Below are 20,704 nucleotides of genomic sequence, written 5' to 3'. Positions count from 1 at the left end.
CGTGATGGATTCAGTCATGCAGCAGAACACGGCAGCCACGGGAGCGACGGCGCGTTCGAACCGCAGACGCAAGGTCTCGGCGATTCTCGCCGGTGGTCTCGTCTTGGGTGTCGGCGCCGCCATCACATTGGCAGCGTGGAACGACTCCGAGTTCGCAACCGGCACCTTCGGTTCGGGCCAGTTCGGAATCGAGGGCAGCCTCGACGGCACGGCGTTCTCGAGCAGCTCGACTGCGCCGGGCAAGACGCTCGCCTTCGAGATCGACGCCGACGCGCTCGCTCCGGGCGACACCGTGTACGCGCCGTTCGCCGTGCAACTGGAAGCGGGCTCGACGAATGCCGCCGACGTCACGATCGAGGCTGTGAGTGCTGCAGCGATCGCGGCCGACCTCACGTACACGCTCATCGAACCGACGGCGTTCGGCTGCGACGAGACGACGACGGGCACGGCACTCGTGACGGATGCCGCGACGACCGCGAGCGGGCCGACGGCCGTCTTCGATCTTCCGGCCGTCACGACTCCGGTGTACCTCTGCTTCGCCGTGACCGCGGGAACGGAACTCGACCCGAGCCTGACCGGAGCGGTCACGTGGGAGTTCGTCGGGACCTCGACGACCCCGCTGCCGTAGGCACCCGGTGGCACGGCACCGCGGCTCCTCCGTCCGGGCACCACTGTCCGGGCGTTGGCGCGCCCTGCTTGCCGGCGGTCTCGTGCTCGGGGTCGGGGCCACTGCCACGCTCGCGGCCTGGAACGACGCCGAGACTGCGACCGGCACCTTCGGTTCGAGCGTCTTCGACACCGTGTCGAAGAACTCGACCGACGCGACGTTCGCGAGCCACGACCAGACCGCAGCGACGCTGACCTTCGCGGCGACCGGGATGTCTCCCGGCGCGCTCTTCACCGCCGGACTCGATGTGCGAACCACGGGCGCGGGCGATGCGCCGGCGCTCGCGAGCACGGTGGGCGGCACCGCCGTGTTGACCTCGGCGGTGCCGGCCGGTGACAGCGCACTGACGGGGCAGCTCGAGTATCGAGTGGCGGTGACGACGACGACGACCGCGTGCAGCGCCGCGACGTACGCCGGTGCCTACGTTGCAGCGTCGGCGGTACCCGCCGCGGTGCAGGGCGCGCTTTCAGCGAATGCCGGCAACACGGTGCGGTTCTGCTTCCAGATCCGGCTCAAGACGGATGCCCCGAACACCACGCAAAGTCGCAGCGGCACCGTGACGTGGGCGTTCACGTCGACCTCGGCGTCGTAGGTGCACCGATGAGGAGACGGCGCAGTGCGGCATCCGTCGTCGGCGACGTGCTCCTGACGATCGCCGCGGCGGCTGGTGCCGTCTGCATCGCGCTCGTCGTCGCGGCCGTGGCCTTCGACGTGTCGATCATGCTGTTCAAGACGGGGTCGATGTCACCCTCGATTCCGGCCGGGTCTGCGGCCCTCGTGCGCGAAGTGCCAGCGGCATCGGTCGACGTCGGCGATGTCGTCACGGTCGATCGGCCGGGCAAGTTGCCGGTCACGCACCGGGTTGTCGCGATCTCCGGCTCGGGCGCCGAACGGGAGCTGACGCTGCGCGGCGACGCGAACCCGGTCGACGATCCGATGCCCTATCGGGTCAGCACGGTGCGCATCGTGCTGTTCGCCGTGCCGGGCATAGCGACGGTGATCGCGGCGCTCGGGAATCCGCTCGTGCTCGGCGGGCTCACGCTCGGCGCGACGGCACTCGTCGTCTGGGCGTTCTGGCCGCGAACGGGAGGCGGAGGCAACGACAATGGCGGCGGCCGACATCGCGAACCGCAACCGGCCCGCCCGCGGGTAGCGGCCGCGAACGGGGAGCACGAGCAGCACGCGCGCGGCGCGGCCACGACCGCGCTCTCAGCGGCGACGATCGCAGCGGCCGCTTCCTTCTGCCTCCTGACACCGGCAGCTCACGCCGAAGCCGCGACCGCCGAGACGGTCGTGCAGGGCGAGGTGATCCGGCTCACCTCGATCGGCGACGCCGCGGCGATGGCCTCGCTCGGTGCCGGCGAGAGTGCCGTCTGGATCGTCGGCGTGCAGGCCGAAGCGCCATCGCCGGGCGTGATCCGCATGTCGCTCGCCGCCGAGGGCGCCGCGAACCCGGTGCTCGAGGTGACCGTGACGGCCTGCGACCACCGAACCGTCGACGGACATTGCACCGACGAACTCGTGCTCGTGACGTCGACCGCGCTCGCTGCGCGGCACACCTTCGACCTCGGCACCATGAGCGACACCGAACAGCGCTGGCTGCGGGTGGAGACCCGTCTGTCGGCCCTCGGCACGGAGCTTCCGGTCGAGAGCGAGTTCACGGTCACGGCCGACGGCTTCGGCGAATCGGTGGGCACCGATGGTGGCGGGGCCATCGCGGCGAGCGGTATCGACCTCGCACCGTGGCTCGCGGTCGCCGCGGCATCCGTGGTCGCGGGCGTCGCGACTGCGCTCGTGGTCGCGGCCCGACGACGAGGCGCCGCATGAACCGGCCCGTGCGAACCGCTGCCGCGGCGCTCGCCGGTGCCACGCTCATCGCCGCGATCGCGATCACCGGATCCACTCGCGAGACCGATGCCGCGTGGTCCGCCGGTGAGGCCGCAGCCGGGTCGTTCACCGCCATGACGGTGGGCACCCCGACCATCGTCGGTTGCACGGCCGGTGGCAACATCGTTGCCCCGACCCTGTCGATGCGCTGGTCGTTCCCCGCCGGGAGCGGATACAGCGTGCCGACGAACGCCAATCTCTACTTCTCGAACAACGGCCTGATCCCGAATCTGCTGCCGATCACGACGGGTGCGACGACGACGGGTCCCGACGGTGGCGGCGTCTACACGACGACGTACGACATCGGTCTGCTCGGCGGCATCCTCAGCACCCAAGCGGCGATCGCAGTGGAATCGAAGGTCGGCACCTGGACTTCTCCACGGGTGTCTCGCATCGCGACGTGGCCGCTGCTGATCGGCACTGCGACGTGCACGGCGCCGTGACCCGAGTGCTGCCCGGCACTCGGTCGCAGCGTCTCAGTCGCGCCGGCGGTACGAGTTGATCATCGGGCAGTCGAAGGGGTCGCGCGCCGCGAGCCCGACCCGGTTGAGGTAGGCGATGACGATCGCATACGACTCGACGAGCCCGGTCTCGGTGTAGCGCACGTCGTTCTCACGGCAGTACTCGCGCACGATCTGCTGCGTGCGGGCGAGCGCGGGCCGCGCCATGCTCGGGAAGAGGTGGTGCTCGATCTGGTAGTTCAGGCCACCCATGAACGAGTCCATGAACTTGCCGCCGCGGATGTTGCGGCTCGTGAGCACCTGGCGCTCGAGGAAGTCGACGCGCATGCCGCGCGGGATGAGGGGCATGCCCTTGTGGTTCGGGGCGAACGAGGCGCCCATGTAGACACCGAACACGCCGAGCTGCACGAGCAGGAACACACTGGCGAGCAGGGGCGGGAACGCCCAGAAGACGAGCGCGAAGGTGCCGATGAGGCGAACCGCGATGAGCGTGATCTCGAGTCCGCGACGCTTGACCGCACCCTTGCCGAGCACGTGGCGGATGCCGTGCACGTGAAGGTTGATGCCCTCGAGCAGCAGCAGCGGGAAGAACAGGTAGCCCTGCTTGCGCGTGATCATGCGCACGAGCCCGCGGCTCTCCGCGGCATCCTCTTCGAGGAAGGAGATCGTGTCCTTGACGATGTCGGGGTCGCGGCCGATCACGTTCGGGTTGCCGTGATGGCGCGTGTGCTTGTTCATCCACCAGCTGTAGCTGATGCCGACGACGAAGTTCGCGAGGAAGAGTCCCGCCCAGTCGTTCGCCGGTCCGGAGCGGAAGACCTGGCGGTGCGAGGCCTCGTGCGCCATGAAGGCGAACTGGGTGAAGATCACGCCGAGTGCGGCCGCGATGACGAGCTGCCACCACGAGTCGCCGATCATGACGGATGCCGCGATGACGGCGCCGAGCACGACGGTCCAGAACGCGGCCTTGCGCACGTAGAAGCCGACGAATCGGTCGAGCAGTCCCTCGGCCTTGATCTGGCGGGAGAGCTGGGCGAAGCCGCTCTGCGCCGGATCAGCACCCTCGCGGCGACGACCTGCCGTGAGGATCACGGGCGACATGGTGCCCAGTGCACCGTCGGGGCGTTCTACGACCTGCAAGCTCATGTGCGCTCATCTCGTCATCCGAAGGTGCGAATGGAACTCAGACGAACGTTTCGGGGGTGTGGTTCATCGGCCGATATCGACCGTGCTGCGAGCGTACGTAGCCGGCATCGCGGTCGCATCACACGGGTGAGCCATTCGCACCCCGTACCCCCGTAGGGGTGCGGGCCGCGGCGAGCCCCGTGAACGAGCGCAGGTAGAACGGGCTCGAGCCGAGCACGAGGTAGACGATCGCGCACGCGAGCAGGGTCGGCGCGAGGCCGAACCGCTCGACCGAGAGGCCGCCGAGGAAGGCGCCGAGCGGCATCGAGGCGGCGACGCCCGCCGTCATCGCGCCGAACACGCGGGCTCGAACGCCGTCGGGCACGAGCCCGTACATCGCGGTCGCCATCATGGGGTTGAGCGCCCCGGCGGCGAGGCCGGAGAACACGAGGATGGGCAGCAGCACGGGCACCGGAGCGCCGAGCGCCATCGCGAGGTACGGCGGGGTGCCGGCGAGTACGAAGCAGAGGGCGAAGGCCACGCGACCCGAGTATCGATGGCCGACGGCGGCGAAGAGCGCCGAGCCGGTGAGGGCGCCGGCCGCGAAGCATCCGACCATGAATCCCAGCACCGCGGGGTCGCCGAGCACCTGCGTGGCGTAGACCGGCTTCAGCACGGTCATGCCCGCCGCATCGATCGCGTTCGTGAGCGTCACGAGCAGCACGATCGAGCGCAGGAGCGGCGAGGCGGCGATGAAGCGGATGCCGGCCACGAAGCCGCCCTGCACGGGTGCTTCGCCATCGGCGACGGCGCCGTCCTGAGCCTGTCGAAGGGATGCCGCGGCTCGCCGAGGCACGAAGCACACGACGAGCAGGGCCGACACTGCAAAGCCGGCGGCGTCGACGACGAGCGCGGGCATCGGGCCGGCGAGCGCGACGAGCGCACCGGCGACGCCCGCGCCGATCATCGTCGCGGTGCGCTGCACGGTCGACTGCGCGCCGGCCGCACGGGCGAGCGGCACCCGGGCGAGTTCGGCGAGGTCGGGCATGAGCACCGTCTTCGCGGTGTCGCCGGGGGCGTCGAGCAGCCCGCCGAGGAAGACGAGGGCGAGCAGCACGCCGAAGTGCAGCCCCACGGTCGCCGCGAGCACCGGGATCGCGAGCACCGTGACGCCGCTCGCGAGGTCGGCGACGATCGAGGAGGTGCGGTAGCCGAACCGGTCGACGAGCACTCCCCCGAGGGCGCCGCCGATGACGAGCGGCACGGTCGCGAAGACCCCGGCGACACCGGCCGCGAGCGGCGAACCCGTCTCGGTGAGGGCGATGATCGGGATCGCGATGAGCGCGATCGCGTTGCCCGAGAGCGAGAAGAGCTGCGCGGCGAAGAGGGCGACGAGCGGGATGCGGCGGCGCGCAGCATCCGTCGTCGCCGTGTCGTTCGTGGCGGTTGCCGAGTCGGTGGTGTCGTTCGTCATGACTCGGGCCTCGGGAAGGTGTGGGTCATCCAGCGCACGGCCCTCGTGCCGGGGCGCGGCTCGCGGCCGACGGCCCACCACTTCTCGCGCACCGCGTCGAGCTCGGCGTTCAGCTCGCGGAACTCATCGAGGGTGAGCCGGGCTGCGCCGTCGCTCGAGTCGGAGGCGGCGACCCACTCGGGCTCGAGATCGGCCTCGGCGTCGATCGCCTCGAGCAGTTCGCGATGGTACGAGTCGAGCACCACACGCCGCATGGCATCGGATGCCGCGTGGGCCTCTGGATCCCCCAGGAACTCCTCGGTGCGCCAGCTCGTGATGAGGTGCGCGGCTCGCCACCACCGCTCGCGCTTGTCGCGGGCGAGCTCGGGCGCCTCGACCACGAAGCCGTGCTTGGCGAGCGTGGCGACGTGGTAGCTCGCCGAGCCCGGCGCTTCGCCTGTGCGCTCCGCGAGGGAGCCGACGGTGCGCGGTCCTTCGACCCGGAGCAGTCCGAGGATGCGCAGGCGCATCGGGTGCGCGAGCGCCCGCATGGCGCCAGCATCGTGCAGGTCGATGGTCTCGCGAGGGTCGTTCATGCTGCCGAGCATAGTCACACAAGAACTCTTGTGCAATAGTTCTTGTGCATATCCTCGTAGACTCGCGGGATGAGTCGGGTCATCTTCATGTGCGGCCCCGCCGGATCGGGCAAGTCGACTGTGGCGCGCCGGCTCGAAGCCGACGGCATGACACGTCTCTCCTTCGACGAGGAGGCCTGGCGGCGCGGCATCCGCGAACAGCCGCTCGCCGAGGGCGTTCGCCAAGAGATCGAGTCCGCGCTGCGCCGTCGCCTCGTCGAACTGGTATCGACCGGCATCGATGTCGTGCTCGACTACTCGTTCTGGTCGCGGCACATGCGCGACGACCACCGGGCGCTGCTGCGCCCGCTCGGCGTCGAGCCCGAGACGATCTACCTCGCGACGGCACGTGACGTGGTACTGGCTCGCGTCGAGGCGCGCCGCGGCACCGCCGCGAACGAGGTGCGACTCAGTCAGGCCGTGGCTGCGCAGTACTTCGACGCGTTCGAAGCCCCGACCGCGGCAGAAGGTCCCCTCATCGTCCTCGGTGCCGGCCCGACGACGCCGGCGCCGCCGGCGGACTCGGGCCCCGGCGGCACCGCGCCAGATCAGGCTTCGACGAGCTCCAGCGTCTGACGGGCGATCTCGAGCTCTTCATTCGTCGGCACGACGAGCACGGCGGTCTTCGAGGCATCCGTCGAGATACGACGCGCAACGGAACCGCGCTCTTGGTTGCGCTCGGCGTCGAGCTCGACGCCGAAGCCCTCGAGCCCATCGAGCGCGAGCGCCCGCACCTCGGGCGAGTTCTCGCCGACGCCCGCCGTGAAGACGATCGCATCCACTCGGCCGAGCTGGGCGGCGTACGCCCCGACGTAGGAGCGCACGCGGTGGGCGTAGACGTCGAGCGCGAGCGTCGACGCCTCGTCACCCGCCGCATGCGCGGCCACGAGGTCGCGCATGTCGGCGTGGCCGCTGAGCCCCAGGATGCCGCTCTGCGAGTTCAGCAGTCGATCGAGGCCGTCGGCGTCGAGGCCGGCCCGTCGCTCGAGGTGCAGCAGCACCGCGGGGTCGATGTCGCCCGATCGGGTGCCCATGACGAGGCCTTCGAGCGGCGTCATGCCCATGCTCGTCTCGATCGATTCCCCTTCGGCGACCGCGCAGGCCGATGCCCCGTTGCCGAGGTGCAGCACGATCATGCGGAGCTCCTCGACCGGGCGTTCGAGGAACGCCGCCGCCGCACGCGAGACGAAGCGGTGCGAGGTGCCGTGGAACCCGTAGCGGCGGATGCGGTGCTTCGCCGCGAGCTCGCGGTCGATCGCGTACGTGTAGGCGGCCGGCGGCATCGTCTGGTGGAACGCCGTGTCGAACACGGCGATGTGCGGTACGTCGGGGAAGGCGCGCTGCGCCGCCTCGATGCCCTCGAGGTTCGCGGGATTGTGCAGCGGCGCGAGCGCCGAGAGCTCGTCGATGTTGATCTTCACGAGCGGAGTGATCACGGTCGGCTCGAAGAACCTCGCCCCGCCCTGCACGACCCGGTGGCCCACGGCGATCGGCGGGTGCGCCTCGAGCGAGGGGCCGTGCGCGGCGAACGCCTCGAGCATCACCGCGAAGGCGGCCTCGTGGTCGGGCACCTCGACGGCCGCGTCCCACGTCGAGCCGAGGCTGTCGTTCTCGGGCCCCTCATGACGATGCCGGGCGTGCCCGACCCCCCGGCCGATGCGCTCGACGAGTCCGCTCGCGAGCGTCTCGGATCGCTCGACCTCGATGAGCTGGTACTTCAGCGATGAAGACCCCGAGTTCACGACGAGCACGACGCTCATGCGGGGTCAGCCGCCTGGATCGCCGTGATGGCGACGGTGTTCACGATGTCCTGCACGAGCGCGCCGCGCGAGAGGTCGTTGATGGGCTTGCGCAGGCCCTGCAGCACGGGCCCGATCGCGACGGCGCCCGAGGAGCGCTGCACCGCCTTGTACGTGTTGTTGCCGGTGTTGAGGTCGGGGAAGATGAAGACCGTCGCCCGCCCCGCGACATCCGACTCGGGCAGTTTCGTGCGTGCGACCGCGGCATCGGCGGCCGCGTCGTACTGGATCGGCCCTTCGACCGCGAGCTGCGGAGCACGCTCGCGTACGAGTTCGGTCGCGCGGCGCACCTTGTCGACGTCGGCGCCCGAGCCGGACTCCCCCGTCGAGTACGAGAGCATCGCGATGCGCGGCTCGATGCCGAACTGCGCCGCGGTCGCGGCCGACGAGATCGCGATGTCGGCGAGCTGCTCGGCGGTCGGGTCGGGCACGATCGCGCAGTCGCCGTAGACGAGCACCCGGTCGGCGAGGGCCATGAGGAACACGCTCGAGACCACGTCGACGCCGGGCTTCGTCTTGATGACCTCGAACGAGGGCCGGATCGTGTGCGCCGTCGTGTGCGCCGCACCCGACACCATGCCGTCGGCGAGGCCGAGCTCGACCATCATCGTGCCGAAGTACGACACGTCTTGCACGGTCTCGCGTGCCTGCTCGAGCGTGACGCCCTTGTGCGCGCGCCGCCGCTGGTACTCCTCGGCGAAGCGGGCGACGTGCACGAAGTCGTGGTTCGAGAGCACCTCGGCCTTCGAGAGGTCGAGGCCGAGCCCGATCGCCCTGGACCGCACCTCGATCTCTTCACCGAGGATCGTGAGGTCGGCGACGTCACGTGCCAGGAGCGTCGCCGCGGCGCGCAGCACGCGGTCGTCGTAGCCCTCGGGCAGCACGATGCGCCGGCGCGACTGCCTCGCCCGTTCGAGCAGGTCGTACTCGAACATGAGCGGCGTCACGACCTCGGGGCGCGCGACCTCGAGCAGGTCGAGCAGCGCCTGGCCGTCGATGTGCTTCTCGAAGAGGGCGAGCGCCGTGTCGCGCTTGCGCTGCGACTCCGCGGCGAGACGCCCTCGCGTGTGCGTGATGGCAAGCGCCGTGTCGTAGCTCGAGAGCTCGGTGCGGATGATCGGGAGCCCGGCCTTCAGCCCGTCGACCAGCCGGTCGACCTGCTCGGCGATCGGGATGCCGCCGTTCAGCACGATGCCCGAGAGCGATGGGAAGGTCGCGCTCGCATGTGCGGTGAGCACCCCCAGCAGCACCTCGCTGCGGTCGCCGGGCACGACGACCACGGCACCCTCGGTGAGGTGGGTGAGCACGTTCTCCATGGACATCGCCGCGACGATCACGCCGAGCGCCTCGCGGTTCAGCAGTTCGGGGTCACCGGCGTGCAGGGTGCCGTCGACGGCCTCCATGATGGCGCGCATCGAGGGGGCCACGAGGTAGGGGTCTTCGGGTATCGCCCAGGTGGCGACGGATGTCTCGGAGCCGCGCCCTGCGGCGACCGACGAGCTGTTCGGCCGCGCGGCCGACGCCACGGCCGCGACGATGTCGTCGAGCCGATCGGGGTCGGCGCGGTTCGCGACGATGCCGAGCAGCGTCGCGTGCTCGCGCTCGAGCTCCTCGACGGCGAGCTCGGTGAGCTGGGCGAGCTCTTCGGGGCTGCGGGCGTCGGAGTAGCCGAGCCGCTCCGAGCGGCTGCGCCCCTGCCCCTGCCCGACGCGGCCGCCGAGCACGAGCAGCACTGGCGCCCCCAGGTTCGCGGCAATGCGCGCGTTGTAGGCGAGTTCGGTGGGGCTGCCGACATCCGTGAAGTCGGAGCCGATGATGACGACCGCATCGCAGCGGTCCTCGACGGCCTTGAACCGGCTCACGATCGTCGCGAGCGCACCCTCGGGGTCGGCGTGCACGTCGTCGTAGCCGACGCCGACCGCGTCGTCGTAGGGGATCTGCACGACGCCCTCGTGGGCGAGCAGCAGCTCGAGCACGTAGTCGCGTTCGGCGGTCGACCGGGCGATGGGGCGGAAGACGCCGACCCGGGTCGCCCGGTGGGTCAGCGTGTCGAGTGCGCCGAGCGCCACGGTCGACTTGCCCGTGTTGCCCTCAGCCGAGCAGATGTAGATGCGGTGCGCCACTCGTCCAGCCTATTGGGCGCGCGGCGCGCGGGGTCTGGGAATCGGTTCATCTTCGACCGCGACCCCGCGGCTGACACCGAGCTGGTCTATGCCGAGCGCTCGATCGCCGGCAGCACGTAGGTGCCGTCGATCACCGACTGGTCGGGCATGTACATGCGCAGGAGCGGACGGAACGCCCCGCCCGGGGCAGGAAGCCAGTTCGCAGCCGCGGTGGGGTCGGCGGGCCGTTCCGCACTCATCGTGATCGTGACGCCCCCGTCGGCGTCGCGCACGATGCCGGGCGTGCGGTCGCCGATCGAGTACCGGTCGATCTCGTTGGCCACGAGATAGAACTCGGGCACGTCGTACATCGTGACCGACCAGAACGCTCCGACCGGCGGCGGCGGCGAGAGTCGAAGCGTGTAGCTGTTCGCACCATCGAGCGGCGCCCCTGCGGCGTCGACGTAGCTCATGACGTAGGCGGCCTCATAGGCGTGATTGCCCCAGAGCCCGCCGAGCGCGGCGGCGGCGCGCTCGGCGATGCGCAGCTTCGGGTCGGAGATCTTCCAGGCCGGGTCGTCGATCGCGCCGACCTCGAAGAAGTCGAGGTTGTAGTCGAAGGCGTGGAACGTCAGCGTCCACCCGTTGACGACGGGGCTGCTGCCCGAGCGCAGGATCTTCTCGAGCAACGCCGCGCCCTCGGCGAAGCCGGCCTCGAGCACGGCCCTCGTCTCCTCGTCGAGCGAAGCGACGGACTCCGAGCCGGTGAGCCCGAGCGGTGCGAACGAGGCCTGCAGGGCGGCATCCCGCTCGGCCGGCGGAAAGGCCTGCGAGTACGCGCGGTACTTCTCGAAGAAGTCGAGCGCGGCCGACGAGCCGCTCCCGGTCTCGGGCAGCCCGACCGGCGGCGCGAGGGTCTGGTGCAGCGGAGTCAGCGTCGTGGCGTCCTGCAACGCGTGCACCGCGGGCAGGTCGTCAGTGCCATCGCACGCCCAACGTCCGACGATGGAGGCGATGCGCGTGGGGAACCGGATCGCGGTGGCGCCGCCGAAGTCGACTCCATCGCGCTCCCAGTCGGGCGGCAGCAGCACGAAGTCGCGAGCGGCGGTGCCGGTGGCGCGCTTGCCGACGTAGGCGAAGTTGTTCGTCCATGCGTCGACGAACTGCAGCACGAAGTACCGGCCACCGGTGTCGGGCACGCTGAGCCGCACCGGGCCGATGCTCAGGTCTATCTGGGCCATCGAGTAGACCGTGTCGTTGTTGATCGAGACGAAGGTGTCCTCGGCCGTCGTGAGGCTGCGGGCATGGCTGAAGGTGTTGAACGGCGCGGCCGGATTCGCTCCGATGCCGGTCGTCGTGTACCGATGCACCTGCTCGAGGTCGAACACGATCGGGAAGCCGTACACGTACGCCTCCGCCGCCAGCTTCACGAGACTTGCATCCACGAGATCCCCCTCAGTCGTCGACTCGCAGCCTATTGCCTCGGTCAGCCGCCGCTGCGGTCAGAACCCGAGCAGTATTCGCTTATGCTGTTCGGGCACATCGACGTGCCGTGCCGACTCCCCCAGCGGCGCGACCCGAAACAGAGACACCCCCACCCGTGAATCACATCGCCCTCATCGGAGCGGGCCCATCCGGCCTCGCCGGCGCGCGAGCACTCAGCCGCGCCGGCATCCCCTTCGACGGATTCGAGGCCGGCCCCGACGTCGGCGGCCTCTGGAACATCGACAACCCGCGCTCGACCATGTACGAGTCGGCGCACCTCATCTCGAGTCGCACGACGACCGAGTTCGCCGAGTTCCCGATGGCCTCGGCCGCCGACTACCCGAGCCACCGCGAACTCCTCGAGTACTTCCGCTCCTACGCCGACGCATTCCGCCTGCGAGAGCGGTTCCGCTTCGAGACGCGGGTGACGGATGTCTCGCCGATCCCCGTTCCCGACGGCACGCCTATTTCCAGCGCCGGCGCAGAGCCCGGCGCGCCGCGATGGCGGGTCACTGCCGTCACCGCCGACGGCGAGACCATCACGGGCGACTACTCGGGCGTGATCCTCGCCAACGGCACGCTCGCCGAGCCCAACGTGCCGGGCTTCGCCGGCGAGTTCACGGGCGAGATCATGCACACGAGCGCCTACAAGTCGGCGAAGACGTTCGACGGCCGGCGCGTGCTCATCATCGGCGCCGGCAACTCGGGGTGCGACATCGCGGTCGATGCGGTGCACCACGCGGCATCCGTCGACCTGAGCGTGCGGCGCGGGTACTACTTCGTGCCCCGCTACCTGTTCGGTCGACCGTCGGACACTCTCAACCAGGGCCGCCCGCTGCCGGCGCGCATCAAGCAGTTCATCGACACGCGAGTGCTGCGGGCCTTCACGGGCGACCCGGTGAAGTTCGGCTTCCCGAAGCCCGACTACAGAATCTACGAGTCGCACCCGATCGTGAACACGATGGTGCTGAACCACCTCGGCCAGGGCGACCTGCGGGTCGTCCCAGATATCGACCGCTTCGACGGACGCACGGTGCACTTCGCCGACGGCAGCTCCGGCGACTACGACCTGATCATGCTCGCAACGGGCTACCACCTCGACTACCCGTTCGTCGAGCGCGCACACCTGAACTGGCAAGGCGCGTCGCCCTCGCTCTACCTGAACGTCTTCCCGCCCTCGTTCAACGGCCTCTTCGTGCTCGGCATGATCGAGGCGTCGGGCATCGGCTGGCAGGGGCGCTACGAGCAAGCCGAGCTGATCGCCGCCTACCTCGCCGCCGACGCCGACGCACCCGAGGCCGCTGCGCGATTCAGGCAGCGAGCGGATGCCCCGTGGCCCGACCTCACCGGCGGCTACGACTACCTCGGGCTCGACCGCATGTCGTACTACGTCAACAAGGACGCCTACCGGCGCACCGTGAAGCGACTGCTCGGCACGCTGCCCGTGGCATCCGGGGTCTCGACAGGCTCGACCGGCAGAGCGCGCTCGACCCGCGCAGCGGGCTCGACCCGCCGGGTATCGACCGGCTCGACCAACGGAGATCGCGCATGAACATCGACGACGTCGTCCTGAACTTCACCCCAGGCTCGCTCATCGCACTGAACGTGGTGCTCGGCCTCATCATGTTCGGCATCGCGCTCGACACCGCGCCATCCGACTTCAAGGCCGTGGCGAAGGCGCCGAAGGCCATGATCATCGCCCTCGCGGCGCAGATCGTGCTGCTGCCCGCGGTCACCTTCGGCCTGACGCTCGCCCTGAACGTGCAGGCGTCGATCGCACTCGGCATGATCCTCGTGGCGTGCTGCCCGCCGGGCAACATCTCGCAGGTGCTGACCTACCGCTCGGGCGGCAACGTCGCGCTCTCGGTGTCGATGACGGCCGTCGCAAACGTGATCTACATCTTCCTGCTGCCGATCAGCCTCGCGTTCTGGGGCGGACTGCACCCGACCGCGGGCGACCTCGTGCGGGCCGTCAGCCTCGACGGATGGCAGATGCTCGTCGAGATCTTCCTCATCATCGGGGTGCCCTTCTTCGCCGGCCTGCTGATCCGCGCCCGGTGGCCGCGCCTTGCGGCGAAGGTGCAGCCGTACGCCCGCTGGGTGAGCCTCATCGGGCTCGTCGGCTTCATCGCCGCGGCGCTCATCGGCAACTGGGCGATCTTCATGGCGTTCATCGGCGTCGTGCTGCTCGCGGTGTTCCTGCACGACGCGGTCGCGCTCGGCCTCGGCTACGCGAGCGCCCGCATCGGCGGCCTCGGTGTGCGCGACCGCAAGGCGATCACCTTCGAGGTCGGCATCCGCAACGCCGGTCTCGGCCTCGGCCTCGTCTTCGCGTTCTTCGGCGGTCTCGGCGGCATGGCCGTCGTCGCCGGCTGGTGGGGCATCTGGGACATCATCGCAGGCCTCACGGTCGCGACCCTCTGGGCACGGCACTCGAAGCGAGCGGATGGTCGGTCGAGTGGCGAGCGAAGCGAGCGTATCGAGACCACCGACCCCGAGACCACCGGCCGAGGGATCGCCGAATGAGGCGCGTGCTGGTCACGGGCGGAGCCGGGTTCCTCGGATCGAGCGCGGTCGACGCCCTCGCGCAGCATCCCGACGTCGAGCTCGTCGTCGCGGGTGACGTCCGCACGCCGGCGAGCGTTCCCGACGGTGTGGTCGTCGAGCAGTGCGACGTGACGGATGCCGCGAATGTCGCCGCGGTCGTGCGCGAGCACCGCATCGACACGATCGTGCACCTCGCGGCCATCGTGAACCCCGGCGGGCTCAGCGAAGACGTCGAGTACCTCGTCGATGTCGAGGGCACGCGCAACGTGCTCGACGCCGCCGTCGCGTTCGGTGTGCGGCGCATCGTGGTCTCGTCGTCGGGCGCGGCCTACGGCTACCACGCCGACAACCCCGAGTGGCTCGTCGAGACCGACGGCCTCCGTGGCAACGAGGAGTTCAGCTACTCGCGGCACAAGCGCCTCGTCGAGGAGATGCTCGCGGGCTATCGAGTCGCCCATCCGGCGCTCGGGCAGGTCGTGCTCCGCATCGGCACCATCCTGGGCCCGTCGGTGGCCAACCAGATCACCGCCCTGTGGGACGGCCCGCGCATCCTCGCGATCCGCGGCTCCGACAGTCCGTTCGTCTTCGTCTGGGTCGACGACGTCGTCGGTGCGATCGTGCGCGGTGCGACCGGCGAGGTCACTGGCGCGTTCAACGTCGCGGGCGACGGCCGCATGACGGTCTCCGAGATCGCCGCCGCCCTCGGCAAGCGCACGATCACGGTGCCGCCGGCGCTGCTCACCCTCGCGCTGCGCATCGGTCACGCGACCCGGCTCACGGTGCACGGCCCCGAGCGCGTCGGGTTCCTGCGCTACCGCCCGGTGCTCGACAACACACGCCTGAAGGCCGACCTCGGGTACACGCCCGCGAAGACGACCCGTGAGGCGTTCGACGCGTTCCTCGCTGCGCGAGCGGCCCGCGTCGCCGCGGCATCCGCTCGCTGACGCGGCCGCGGGCGCGTCATCCCGACCCACGGCCGAGCTGGCGCGCCGCCGCGATTCTCTGCCTGCTCGTCGGCACGCACAACTTCGGATGCTTCGCCCGACACGCCGCTCCGGCACCCGCTTCACCGGCGCGGCGCACCGAATCTCCGGAGTTGTGCACGGCCCGAGGCTCACGAGCGGCCTCGGGCCGAGGCATCCGCTCGCTGAAGTGGCCGCGGTCAAGACAGCCGCTCGCGCTCGGGTAGACTGTCTCCGGCTCCTCACGTGGCGTCATCCAGGTCAACTCCCCCAGGGCGGAAACGCAGCAAGGGCAGCCGGGCTCTGGCGGGTGCGTGGGGAGTCCCCGGGAGGATTCGCCTAGTGGCCTATGGCGCACGCTTGGAAAGCGTGTTGGGTGCAAGCCCTCGGGGGTTCGAATCCCCCATCCTCCGCGGTAAAACTGACGGTAGATCAGCACGAGAACGGCCCCGATTCGTCGGGGCCGTTCCTCGTTTCCGGACCCGTGTCCTCATTAATGCGGAATGGCGCAATTCCGGCGCGACGCCCATCATGAGAGAGATGTCAGCGGCTGCGATGGAATTGAGGAGTGGGGACGCAGGGGGCTCCTCCAACGCAGCGGCGACAGTAGGGGGCGAGGGCCTCAGGGTATTCACCCTGAGGCCACGCCGCTCCCTTGCACGGAGCATCGGACTGCCGATCGCCGCACTCGCGATCCCGGTCCTGGCCGCCGAGATCTGGCTCATCGACCCGAGCGAAGCGCTGCCCGTCATGGCGGCCACCGCCGCGGTCGTCCTCTCCGTAGTGTTCGTCGCGTGGGTCGGCTACCGCCGCGCCAACGCGTCGATCAGTCGCTACGGCATCGTCGAACGGGGATTCTTCGGCGGCGTCTCGACCGTCGCCGCCCGCGATGTCGCCGGAGTGCTGCGCGTGCAGCTCTACCGCACGAACAGCCTCGACACGACGCAGGAGCTCTTCGTCGTCGAACGCACCGGTCGCGGCGCCTTCCGCATGCGCGGCCGGTTCTGGGACGAGCCGACCATGAACCAGGTCGCCGAGGTGCTCGGCGTCGAGGAGACCGTCGGCTCCGAGCCGATGACGCTCGCAGAACTGCGCGAAGCCAACCCGCGCCTGCTCTACTGGTTCGAGCGACGTTCGCTCACCCGCTGACCTGCGCCGAGGCAGCCGCTCCGAGCACGCGCCCGCCCGGTGCACTCGAGGGAATACGGTGAACGCATGCCGCCTCCTCCGCTCCGTTCCGTCGAGCACCAGCAGCTCGCACTGCTCAGCACGATCCATCCGCTCGCACGGGTGAGCGTGCCGCTGATCGAAGCGCTCGGCCTCACGCTCGCGACCTCGGTCACGGCGGCGCATCCGATCCCGCTCTTCGACAACTCGGGCATGGACGGGTATGCAGTGCATCTCGACGATGTCGCTTCGGCGAGCGCGGAGTCGCCGGTCGTGCTCGAGCTCGTCGCCGACGTGGCGGCGGGCAGCGCGATCGACCCGGCATTGCCGCGGGGCACCGCCGCACGAGTCATGACCGGGGCGCCCGTGCCGAGCGACGCCGACGCCGTCGTGCCGGTCGAGCACACCGCCGAGTTCACGGTGCATGCGGCATCGGGCGGGTGGCATCCGCAGCCGCAACCGCAGCAGCCGGAGGGCACGGCCGAATCGTCGACGGATGCCGCGGCCTCGCCATCGACGGATGCCGCTGCCGCCTCTCGGACGAACCCCACGATCAGCGTCACGACCGCGCCGACGGCGGGCGCACACATCCGACGCACGGGTGAAGATGTGGGTGCCGGCGACACCGTGCTCGAGGCGGGCGTGCTGCTCACGGCACGGCACCTCGCCGCGGCTGCGGCCGCCGGCGCCGCAACGGTCGAGGTGAGACCTGCGCCGCGCGTCGCCGTGATCTCGACGGGCAGCGAACTGCGCCCGCCCGGCACGCCGATCGTGCGCGGCCAGATCCCCGAGTCGAACTCGGTGCTCGTGACCGGACTGGTCCACGAGGCCGGCGGGGTCGTGGTGCACCGCGCCACCGTCGCCGACGACGAGGAGGAGTTGCTGGCGACGCTCGGATCGGTCGAAGCGGCAGGTGCCGACCTCGTCGTGCTCACGGGCGGAGTGAGCGCCGGCCTCTACGACGTCGTCAGGAGCGTGCTCTCGGGCTTCGGAACGGTCGAGTTCGCGAGGGTCGCGATGCAGCCGGGAAAGCCGCAGGCGTTCGGACGGCTTCCGGGCGGCACCGCAGTGATCGGCCTGCCCGGCAATCCCGTGAGCGTCGCGGTCTCGTTCGAGGTGTTCGCGCGCCCGGCGCTGCTCAGCATGCAGGGGCGCACTCCGGTGCACCGGCCGACCGTGCGTGTCGTCGCGGCCACCGGTTGGCCCGCCGCTCCCGGGCGAACGCAGTACATGCCCATCACGATCGGTGCCCCGTCGCACACGGGCGGCGCGCCCACCGTGCGACCCGCGACGAGCGGCGGGTCGGGTTCGCACCTGGTCGGCGGCCTCGCCGCCGCCGACGGCTATGCGGTCGTGCCGGCCGACCAGCACGAGGTACGCCCGGGTGATGAGCTGTCCGCCCTGCTGGTCACGACGTGAGCGCGGAACAGCGGTCACCGGTCGGGCTCGACCTCCGGCACGTCTTCGACGACCGCGCGGCGCTCGACGCGGACACGTGGCAGGATGCTGAAGAAGCCCGACGCATCGCGAAGGAGTTGCCGTGAACGACGCGCAGACCCCCGAGACTCCGAGGCACCTGCCGGCCGAACAGCTCGAACCATGGCTGACCGCACTCGCGCGGGCGCTGCAGCTCGACGAGCGCGACGTGCCGATCCCGACGGTGCTCGACGTCGCCCGCGATGTCGCCCGCGGTGTCGCGAGACCCGCAGCCCCGCTCAGCACCTTCCTCGTCGGCCTCGCCGCCGCGAAGAACGGCGGCGACGCAGACGCCGTCAGGGCGGCGGCCCGCATCGCCACCGAGCTCGCGCACGAGTGGCCCGGCAGAGACGACGGGCGCCGCGACGGGACCGCCTGAGCAGCCCGGCCGAGATCAGCTCGTTGCGATGCCGAGCAGCGGCGAATCCGCACGACTCGACGGCAGTTCGTGGAACCCGAGCCGGTCGTAGAACTCCCGCGCGCCGATGTTGGCGGCATCCATGCCGAGGTGCACCCCCGGCACGCTGCGCTCGGCGAGGGCGGCTCGCAGCGTCTCGATGAGTCGGCGTCCGAACCCCCGACCCTGCAGTTCGGGCAGGAGGTCGATGTGCAGGTGGGCCGGGTAGTCGGCGAGTTCGGCGATGAGCATGCGATCGGGCGAGGTGCCCGCCTCGATGAGCTGCGCCTCGGTGAAGGCCGGCGCATGGCCGGTCGGGGCACCGGGCGACGGATGCCGCGCGGCGAAGCCCGGAGCCCACTCACGCTTCCACCACTCGGCGAAGGCCGCGGTGTCGGCCACGCCGATCACGTAGCCGAGCACCCGGTCGGCGCGCTGTCCTGAGCCTGTCGAAGGGTCGGCGACGACGAAGGCGAGCTCCGGCGCGTACTCGACGTAGGGCAACGCGAACACCTCGGGCATCAGGGTGTCGTCGGAGTAGACCCCGGTGGCGTCGCCTCCGCCGGCCGCCGTGAGCAGGCAGATCCGGGCGACCTGCTCGCGGTCGGCGGGGCGGTACGGGCGGATCTCGGGACCGGCGGGCATGCGACTACTTGCGCCTGGCCATGCCGAAGATGCCCGTGATGACGCTCGTCAGCACGTTCTGCGTGGTCTTCGAGCCGAGCACCTGCTCGAGCGCCGACCGCTCCTTCGACCGCGACGAGCCCGAGCGCGACCGCGAGGTGCCCGAGGTCTGCTTCATGAGCCGGTCGAACTCGGCCTGCGCCTTCTTGTCGGCCTTCGCGGCATCCGCTCGGATCTTCGCCTGCATCTTCTCGAACTCGGCATCGGCCTTCGCCTTCGCAGCGGTCGCCTCTTCGGCGTCGACCCTCGCCGCGGCATCCGCGAGCTTCTTGGTGAGGATCTCGTGCGCCGACTCGCGATCGATGCCCGTGGCGTACTTCGCGGTGAGCGGCGATGCCGCGACGGCCGCATCGATCGCGGCATCGGGCGACGGCGACATCGACGCCTGCGGGGCGCGAAGCCGCGTCCACGCGACGGGGCTCGGGGCCCCCTTCTCGTTCATGACGGTGACGATCGCCTCGCCCGTGCCGAGCATCGTGAGCGTCTCCTCGAGGTCGTAGCCCGAGCGCGGGTAGGTCGAGACCGTCGCGCGCAGGGCTTTCGCGTCGTCGGGCGTGAAGGCGCGCAACTGATGCTGAATGCGCGAGCCCAGCTGCGCGAGCACATCGGCCGGCACGTCCTTCGGCGTCTGGGTCACGAAGAAGACGCCAACGCCCTTCGAACGGATGAGTCGCACCGTCTGCGTGATCTGGGCGAGGAAGTCCTTCGACGCATCGGTGAAGAGCAGGTGCGCCTCGTCGAAGAAGAACACGAGCTTCGGCTGCTCGAGGTCGCCGACCTCGGGCAGGTCGGTGAAGAGGTCGGCGAGCAGCCACATGAGGAACGTCGAGTACAGCGCCGGCTTGTCGGCGACACCCGGCACCTCGAGCAGGCTGATGATGCCGCGGCCGTCGGATGCCACGCGCAGGAACTCGGCCGTGTCGATCTCGGGTTCGCCGAAGAAGACGTCGGCGCCCTGGTCGGCGAAGGTGATGAGTTCGCGCAGGATCACGCCGACCGTCGCCTTCGAGAGGCCGCCGAGGCCCTCGAGCTCGGGCTTGCCCTCGTCGCTCACGAGGTAGGCGAGCACGGCGCGCAGGTCTTCGAGGTCGAGCAGGGCGAGGTTGTTGGCATTCGCGTAGTGGAAGACGAGGCCGAGGCTCGACTCCTGCGTCTCGTTCAGGCCGAGCGCCTTCGAGAGCAGCAGCGGGCCGAAGCCCGAGATCGTGGCCCTGATGGGCACGCCGCGGCCGACGCCGCCGAGCGAGAAGAATTCGGTCGGGAAGCTCGCGGGGCTCCACTCCTGGCCGATGCCCTCGGTGCGGGCGAGCAGCTTCTCGCTGCCCTCCCCCGGCGTCGCGACGCCCGACAGGTCGCCCTTGATGTCGGCTGCGAAGACGGCCACGCCGTGCGCCGAGAGCTGTTCGGCGAGCACCTGCAGGGTGCGGGTCTTGCCCGTGCCCGTTGCGCCGGCGACGAGCCCGTGTCGGTTCGTCATCGCGAGCGGGATGCGCACCGGCACGTCGGGCTGTGCCTCACCGTTGACGAGGGCGCCGATCTCGAGAGTTCGGCCCTCGATGGAGTAGCCCGCGCGGATGGCGTCGACCTGCGATTGGTCGAGGCGGCCGGATGTCGCGGCAACGGGTACCTCGGGCGCGGCGGGTTCTGGCGCGGCGGGTTCGGGCGCGGCGGGCGCCGCGGCATCCGTCACCGTCGCCGCAGTCTCAGCGGCCGCCTTCGCGAGAGCCGCCGCCTCTTCGGCCTTCCTGACGGCTTCAGCGGCCTGCGCCTGCAGTTCCTCCGCCGCGGCGGCGGCCGCCGCGGCGGCCTCGTGCGCTTGCTTCACCGGATCGTCGGCCATGCTCGCGATCCTACCGA

20 protein-coding genes, 1 tRNA gene and 1 other RNA gene are annotated in these 20,704 nt (G+C 70.3%); 14 read left to right on the top strand and 8 right to left on the bottom strand.

The window, feature by feature from the left end; genetic code table 11:
- Positions 1-16 precede the first annotated feature (16 nt).
- Genes VPH61_RS07500 through VPH61_RS07485 form a run of 4 tightly spaced genes read left to right on the top strand, consistent with a single transcriptional unit; the run spans position 17 to position 2,997 of the window.
- Positions 17-628: a SipW-dependent-type signal peptide-containing protein gene (locus tag VPH61_RS07500; protein WP_332062876.1), complete on the top strand. Its 612-nt coding sequence runs from the start codon at positions 17-19 to the stop codon at positions 626-628.
- A 7-nt stretch (positions 629-635) separates the two neighbouring features.
- On the top strand, positions 636-1,259 hold the full coding sequence (locus VPH61_RS07495; protein ID WP_332062875.1) for a SipW-dependent-type signal peptide-containing protein: 624 nt from the start codon (positions 636-638) through the stop codon (positions 1,257-1,259).
- 8 nt (positions 1,260-1,267) lie between these two features.
- Positions 1,268-2,494, top strand: a complete 1,227-nt coding sequence (locus VPH61_RS07490; protein ID WP_332062874.1) for a signal peptidase I — start codon at positions 1,268-1,270, stop codon at positions 2,492-2,494.
- Positions 2,491-2,997 carry a hypothetical protein gene (locus VPH61_RS07485; protein ID WP_332062873.1) on the top strand — a complete coding sequence of 169 codons (507 nt, stop codon included), beginning with the start codon at positions 2,491-2,493 and terminating at the stop codon, positions 2,995-2,997. Before VPH61_RS07490 ends, VPH61_RS07485 begins: the two co-directional genes overlap by 4 nt.
- A 33-nt stretch (positions 2,998-3,030) precedes the next feature.
- Here the strand turns inward: VPH61_RS07485 and VPH61_RS07480 are convergent, their stop codons facing one another.
- The 3 genes from VPH61_RS07480 to VPH61_RS07470 form a co-directional block, all read right to left on the bottom strand.
- Positions 3,031-4,161 (bottom strand): fatty acid desaturase family protein, encoded by a 1,131-nt coding sequence (locus tag VPH61_RS07480; protein ID WP_332062872.1) that lies wholly within the window; start codon positions 4,159-4,161, stop codon positions 3,031-3,033.
- Between the two features lie 118 nt (positions 4,162-4,279).
- On the bottom strand, positions 4,280-5,614 hold the full coding sequence (locus VPH61_RS07475; RefSeq protein WP_332062871.1) for an MFS transporter: 1,335 nt from the start codon (positions 5,612-5,614) through the stop codon (positions 4,280-4,282).
- The gene (locus tag VPH61_RS07470; protein WP_332062870.1) at positions 5,611-6,189 is read right to left on the bottom strand and encodes a helix-turn-helix domain-containing protein; all 579 of its coding nucleotides are present in this window, start codon (positions 6,187-6,189) and stop codon (positions 5,611-5,613) included. Before VPH61_RS07470 ends, VPH61_RS07475 begins: the two co-directional genes overlap by 4 nt.
- A 69-nt stretch (positions 6,190-6,258) precedes the next feature.
- Between VPH61_RS07470 and VPH61_RS07465 the strand changes: the two genes are divergently transcribed.
- The gene (locus tag VPH61_RS07465) at positions 6,259-6,804 is read left to right on the top strand and encodes an AAA family ATPase (protein ID WP_332062869.1); all 546 of its coding nucleotides are present in this window, start codon (positions 6,259-6,261) and stop codon (positions 6,802-6,804) included.
- On the opposite strand, the gene VPH61_RS07460 is transcribed toward VPH61_RS07465, so the two are convergent.
- The 3 genes from VPH61_RS07460 to VPH61_RS07450 all read right to left on the bottom strand — a co-directional run bounded on the left by VPH61_RS07460 (position 6,777) and on the right by VPH61_RS07450 (position 11,574).
- Positions 6,777-7,988, bottom strand: coding sequence for an acetate/propionate family kinase (locus VPH61_RS07460; protein ID WP_332062868.1), 1,212 nt, complete (start codon positions 7,986-7,988; stop codon positions 6,777-6,779). The two genes, VPH61_RS07465 and VPH61_RS07460, sit on opposite strands and share 28 nt — an antisense overlap.
- Complete coding sequence (pta, locus tag VPH61_RS07455; protein WP_332062867.1) at positions 7,985-10,150, bottom strand: phosphate acetyltransferase; 2,166 nt, start codon at positions 10,148-10,150, stop codon at positions 7,985-7,987. The genes VPH61_RS07460 and pta overlap by 4 nt, the downstream gene beginning before the upstream one ends.
- Before the next feature lie 86 nt (positions 10,151-10,236).
- Positions 10,237-11,574, bottom strand: coding sequence for a DUF1254 domain-containing protein (locus VPH61_RS07450; RefSeq protein ID WP_332062866.1), 1,338 nt, complete (start codon positions 11,572-11,574; stop codon positions 10,237-10,239).
- A 155-nt stretch (positions 11,575-11,729) separates the two neighbouring features.
- Here VPH61_RS07450 and VPH61_RS07445 point away from each other — a divergent pair, with 155 nt between their 5' ends.
- The 9 genes from VPH61_RS07445 to VPH61_RS07405 all read left to right on the top strand — a co-directional run bounded on the left by VPH61_RS07445 (position 11,730) and on the right by VPH61_RS07405 (position 18,145).
- A complete protein-coding gene (locus tag VPH61_RS07445) occupies positions 11,730-13,166 on the top strand; it encodes a flavin-containing monooxygenase (protein ID WP_332062865.1) in 1,437 nt (478 codons plus the stop codon).
- Entirely contained in the window at positions 13,163-14,140 is a 978-nt protein-coding gene (locus tag VPH61_RS07440; protein WP_332062864.1) for a bile acid:sodium symporter family protein, read from the top strand. Before VPH61_RS07445 ends, VPH61_RS07440 begins: the two co-directional genes overlap by 4 nt.
- Positions 14,137-15,105, top strand: a complete 969-nt coding sequence (locus VPH61_RS07435) for an NAD-dependent epimerase/dehydratase family protein (RefSeq protein ID WP_332062863.1) — start codon at positions 14,137-14,139, stop codon at positions 15,103-15,105. Before VPH61_RS07440 ends, VPH61_RS07435 begins: the two co-directional genes overlap by 4 nt.
- A gap of 251 nt (positions 15,106-15,356) precedes the next feature.
- Positions 15,357-15,453: signal recognition particle sRNA small type (ffs, locus tag VPH61_RS07430), an RNA gene on the top strand.
- A tRNA-Ser gene (locus tag VPH61_RS07425) sits at positions 15,452-15,536 on the top strand. Before ffs ends, VPH61_RS07425 begins: the two co-directional genes overlap by 2 nt.
- A gap of 337 nt (positions 15,537-15,873) precedes the next feature.
- A complete protein-coding gene (locus VPH61_RS07420) occupies positions 15,874-16,272 on the top strand; it encodes a hypothetical protein (RefSeq protein ID WP_332062862.1) in 399 nt (132 codons plus the stop codon).
- Positions 16,273-16,338: 66 nt separating this feature from the next.
- Positions 16,339-17,709 (top strand): molybdopterin molybdotransferase MoeA, encoded by a 1,371-nt coding sequence (locus tag VPH61_RS07415; protein WP_332062861.1) that lies wholly within the window; start codon positions 16,339-16,341, stop codon positions 17,707-17,709.
- Positions 17,706-17,834, top strand: coding sequence for a hypothetical protein (locus VPH61_RS07410; protein WP_332062860.1), 129 nt, complete (start codon positions 17,706-17,708; stop codon positions 17,832-17,834). The genes VPH61_RS07415 and VPH61_RS07410 overlap by 4 nt, the downstream gene beginning before the upstream one ends.
- On the top strand, positions 17,831-18,145 hold the full coding sequence (locus tag VPH61_RS07405; RefSeq protein WP_332062859.1) for a DUF6457 domain-containing protein: 315 nt from the start codon (positions 17,831-17,833) through the stop codon (positions 18,143-18,145). The genes VPH61_RS07410 and VPH61_RS07405 overlap by 4 nt, the downstream gene beginning before the upstream one ends.
- A 15-nt stretch (positions 18,146-18,160) precedes the next feature.
- Here VPH61_RS07405 and VPH61_RS07400 read toward each other — a convergent pair whose 3' ends face one another.
- Together VPH61_RS07400 and VPH61_RS07395 are read right to left on the bottom strand one after the other, a co-directional pair.
- The gene (locus VPH61_RS07400; protein ID WP_332062858.1) at positions 18,161-18,808 is read right to left on the bottom strand and encodes a GNAT family N-acetyltransferase; all 648 of its coding nucleotides are present in this window, start codon (positions 18,806-18,808) and stop codon (positions 18,161-18,163) included.
- Positions 18,809-18,812: 4 nt separating this feature from the next.
- Positions 18,813-20,687: a helicase HerA-like domain-containing protein gene (locus VPH61_RS07395; protein ID WP_332062857.1), complete on the bottom strand. Its 1,875-nt coding sequence runs from the start codon at positions 20,685-20,687 to the stop codon at positions 18,813-18,815.
- Between the last annotated feature and the right edge of the window lie 17 nt (positions 20,688-20,704).

Source organism: Agromyces sp. CCNWLW203 (genome assembly GCF_036576125.1).
GTDB lineage: Bacteria > Actinomycetota > Actinomycetes > Actinomycetales > Microbacteriaceae > Agromyces.
Note: the sequence above shows the minus strand (reverse complement) of the source record. Positions and strands in the feature narration are given on the sequence as shown.

What these genes read in the sequence shown, in the direction of transcription:
- VPH61_RS07500 (WP_332062876.1), top strand. Translation starts at nt 17, where the DNA reads ATGCAGCAGAACACGGCAGCCACGGGAGCGACGGCGCGTTCGAACCGC.
- VPH61_RS07490 (WP_332062874.1), top strand. Translation starts at nt 1,268, where the DNA reads ATGAGGAGACGGCGCAGTGCGGCATCCGTCGTCGGCGACGTGCTCCTG.
- VPH61_RS07485 (WP_332062873.1), top strand. Translation starts at nt 2,491, where the DNA reads ATGAACCGGCCCGTGCGAACCGCTGCCGCGGCGCTCGCCGGTGCCACG.
- VPH61_RS07480 (WP_332062872.1), bottom strand. Translation starts at nt 4,161, where the DNA reads ATGAGCTTGCAGGTCGTAGAACGCCCCGACGGTGCACTGGGCACCATG.
- VPH61_RS07475 (WP_332062871.1), bottom strand. Translation starts at nt 5,614, where the DNA reads ATGACGAACGACACCACCGACTCGGCAACCGCCACGAACGACACGGCG.
- VPH61_RS07470 (WP_332062870.1), bottom strand. Translation starts at nt 6,189, where the DNA reads ATGAACGACCCTCGCGAGACCATCGACCTGCACGATGCTGGCGCCATG.
- VPH61_RS07465 (WP_332062869.1), top strand. Translation starts at nt 6,259, where the DNA reads ATGAGTCGGGTCATCTTCATGTGCGGCCCCGCCGGATCGGGCAAGTCG.
- VPH61_RS07460 (WP_332062868.1), bottom strand. Translation starts at nt 7,988, where the DNA reads ATGAGCGTCGTGCTCGTCGTGAACTCGGGGTCTTCATCGCTGAAGTAC.
- VPH61_RS07440 (WP_332062864.1), top strand. Translation starts at nt 13,163, where the DNA reads ATGAACATCGACGACGTCGTCCTGAACTTCACCCCAGGCTCGCTCATC.
- VPH61_RS07435 (WP_332062863.1), top strand. Translation starts at nt 14,137, where the DNA reads ATGAGGCGCGTGCTGGTCACGGGCGGAGCCGGGTTCCTCGGATCGAGC.
- VPH61_RS07420 (WP_332062862.1), top strand. Translation starts at nt 15,874, where the DNA reads ATGGCGGCCACCGCCGCGGTCGTCCTCTCCGTAGTGTTCGTCGCGTGG.
- VPH61_RS07415 (WP_332062861.1), top strand. Translation starts at nt 16,339, where the DNA reads ATGCCGCCTCCTCCGCTCCGTTCCGTCGAGCACCAGCAGCTCGCACTG.
- VPH61_RS07400 (WP_332062858.1), bottom strand. Translation starts at nt 18,808, where the DNA reads ATGCCCGCCGGTCCCGAGATCCGCCCGTACCGCCCCGCCGACCGCGAG.
- VPH61_RS07395 (WP_332062857.1), bottom strand. Translation starts at nt 20,687, where the DNA reads ATGGCCGACGATCCGGTGAAGCAAGCGCACGAGGCCGCCGCGGCGGCC.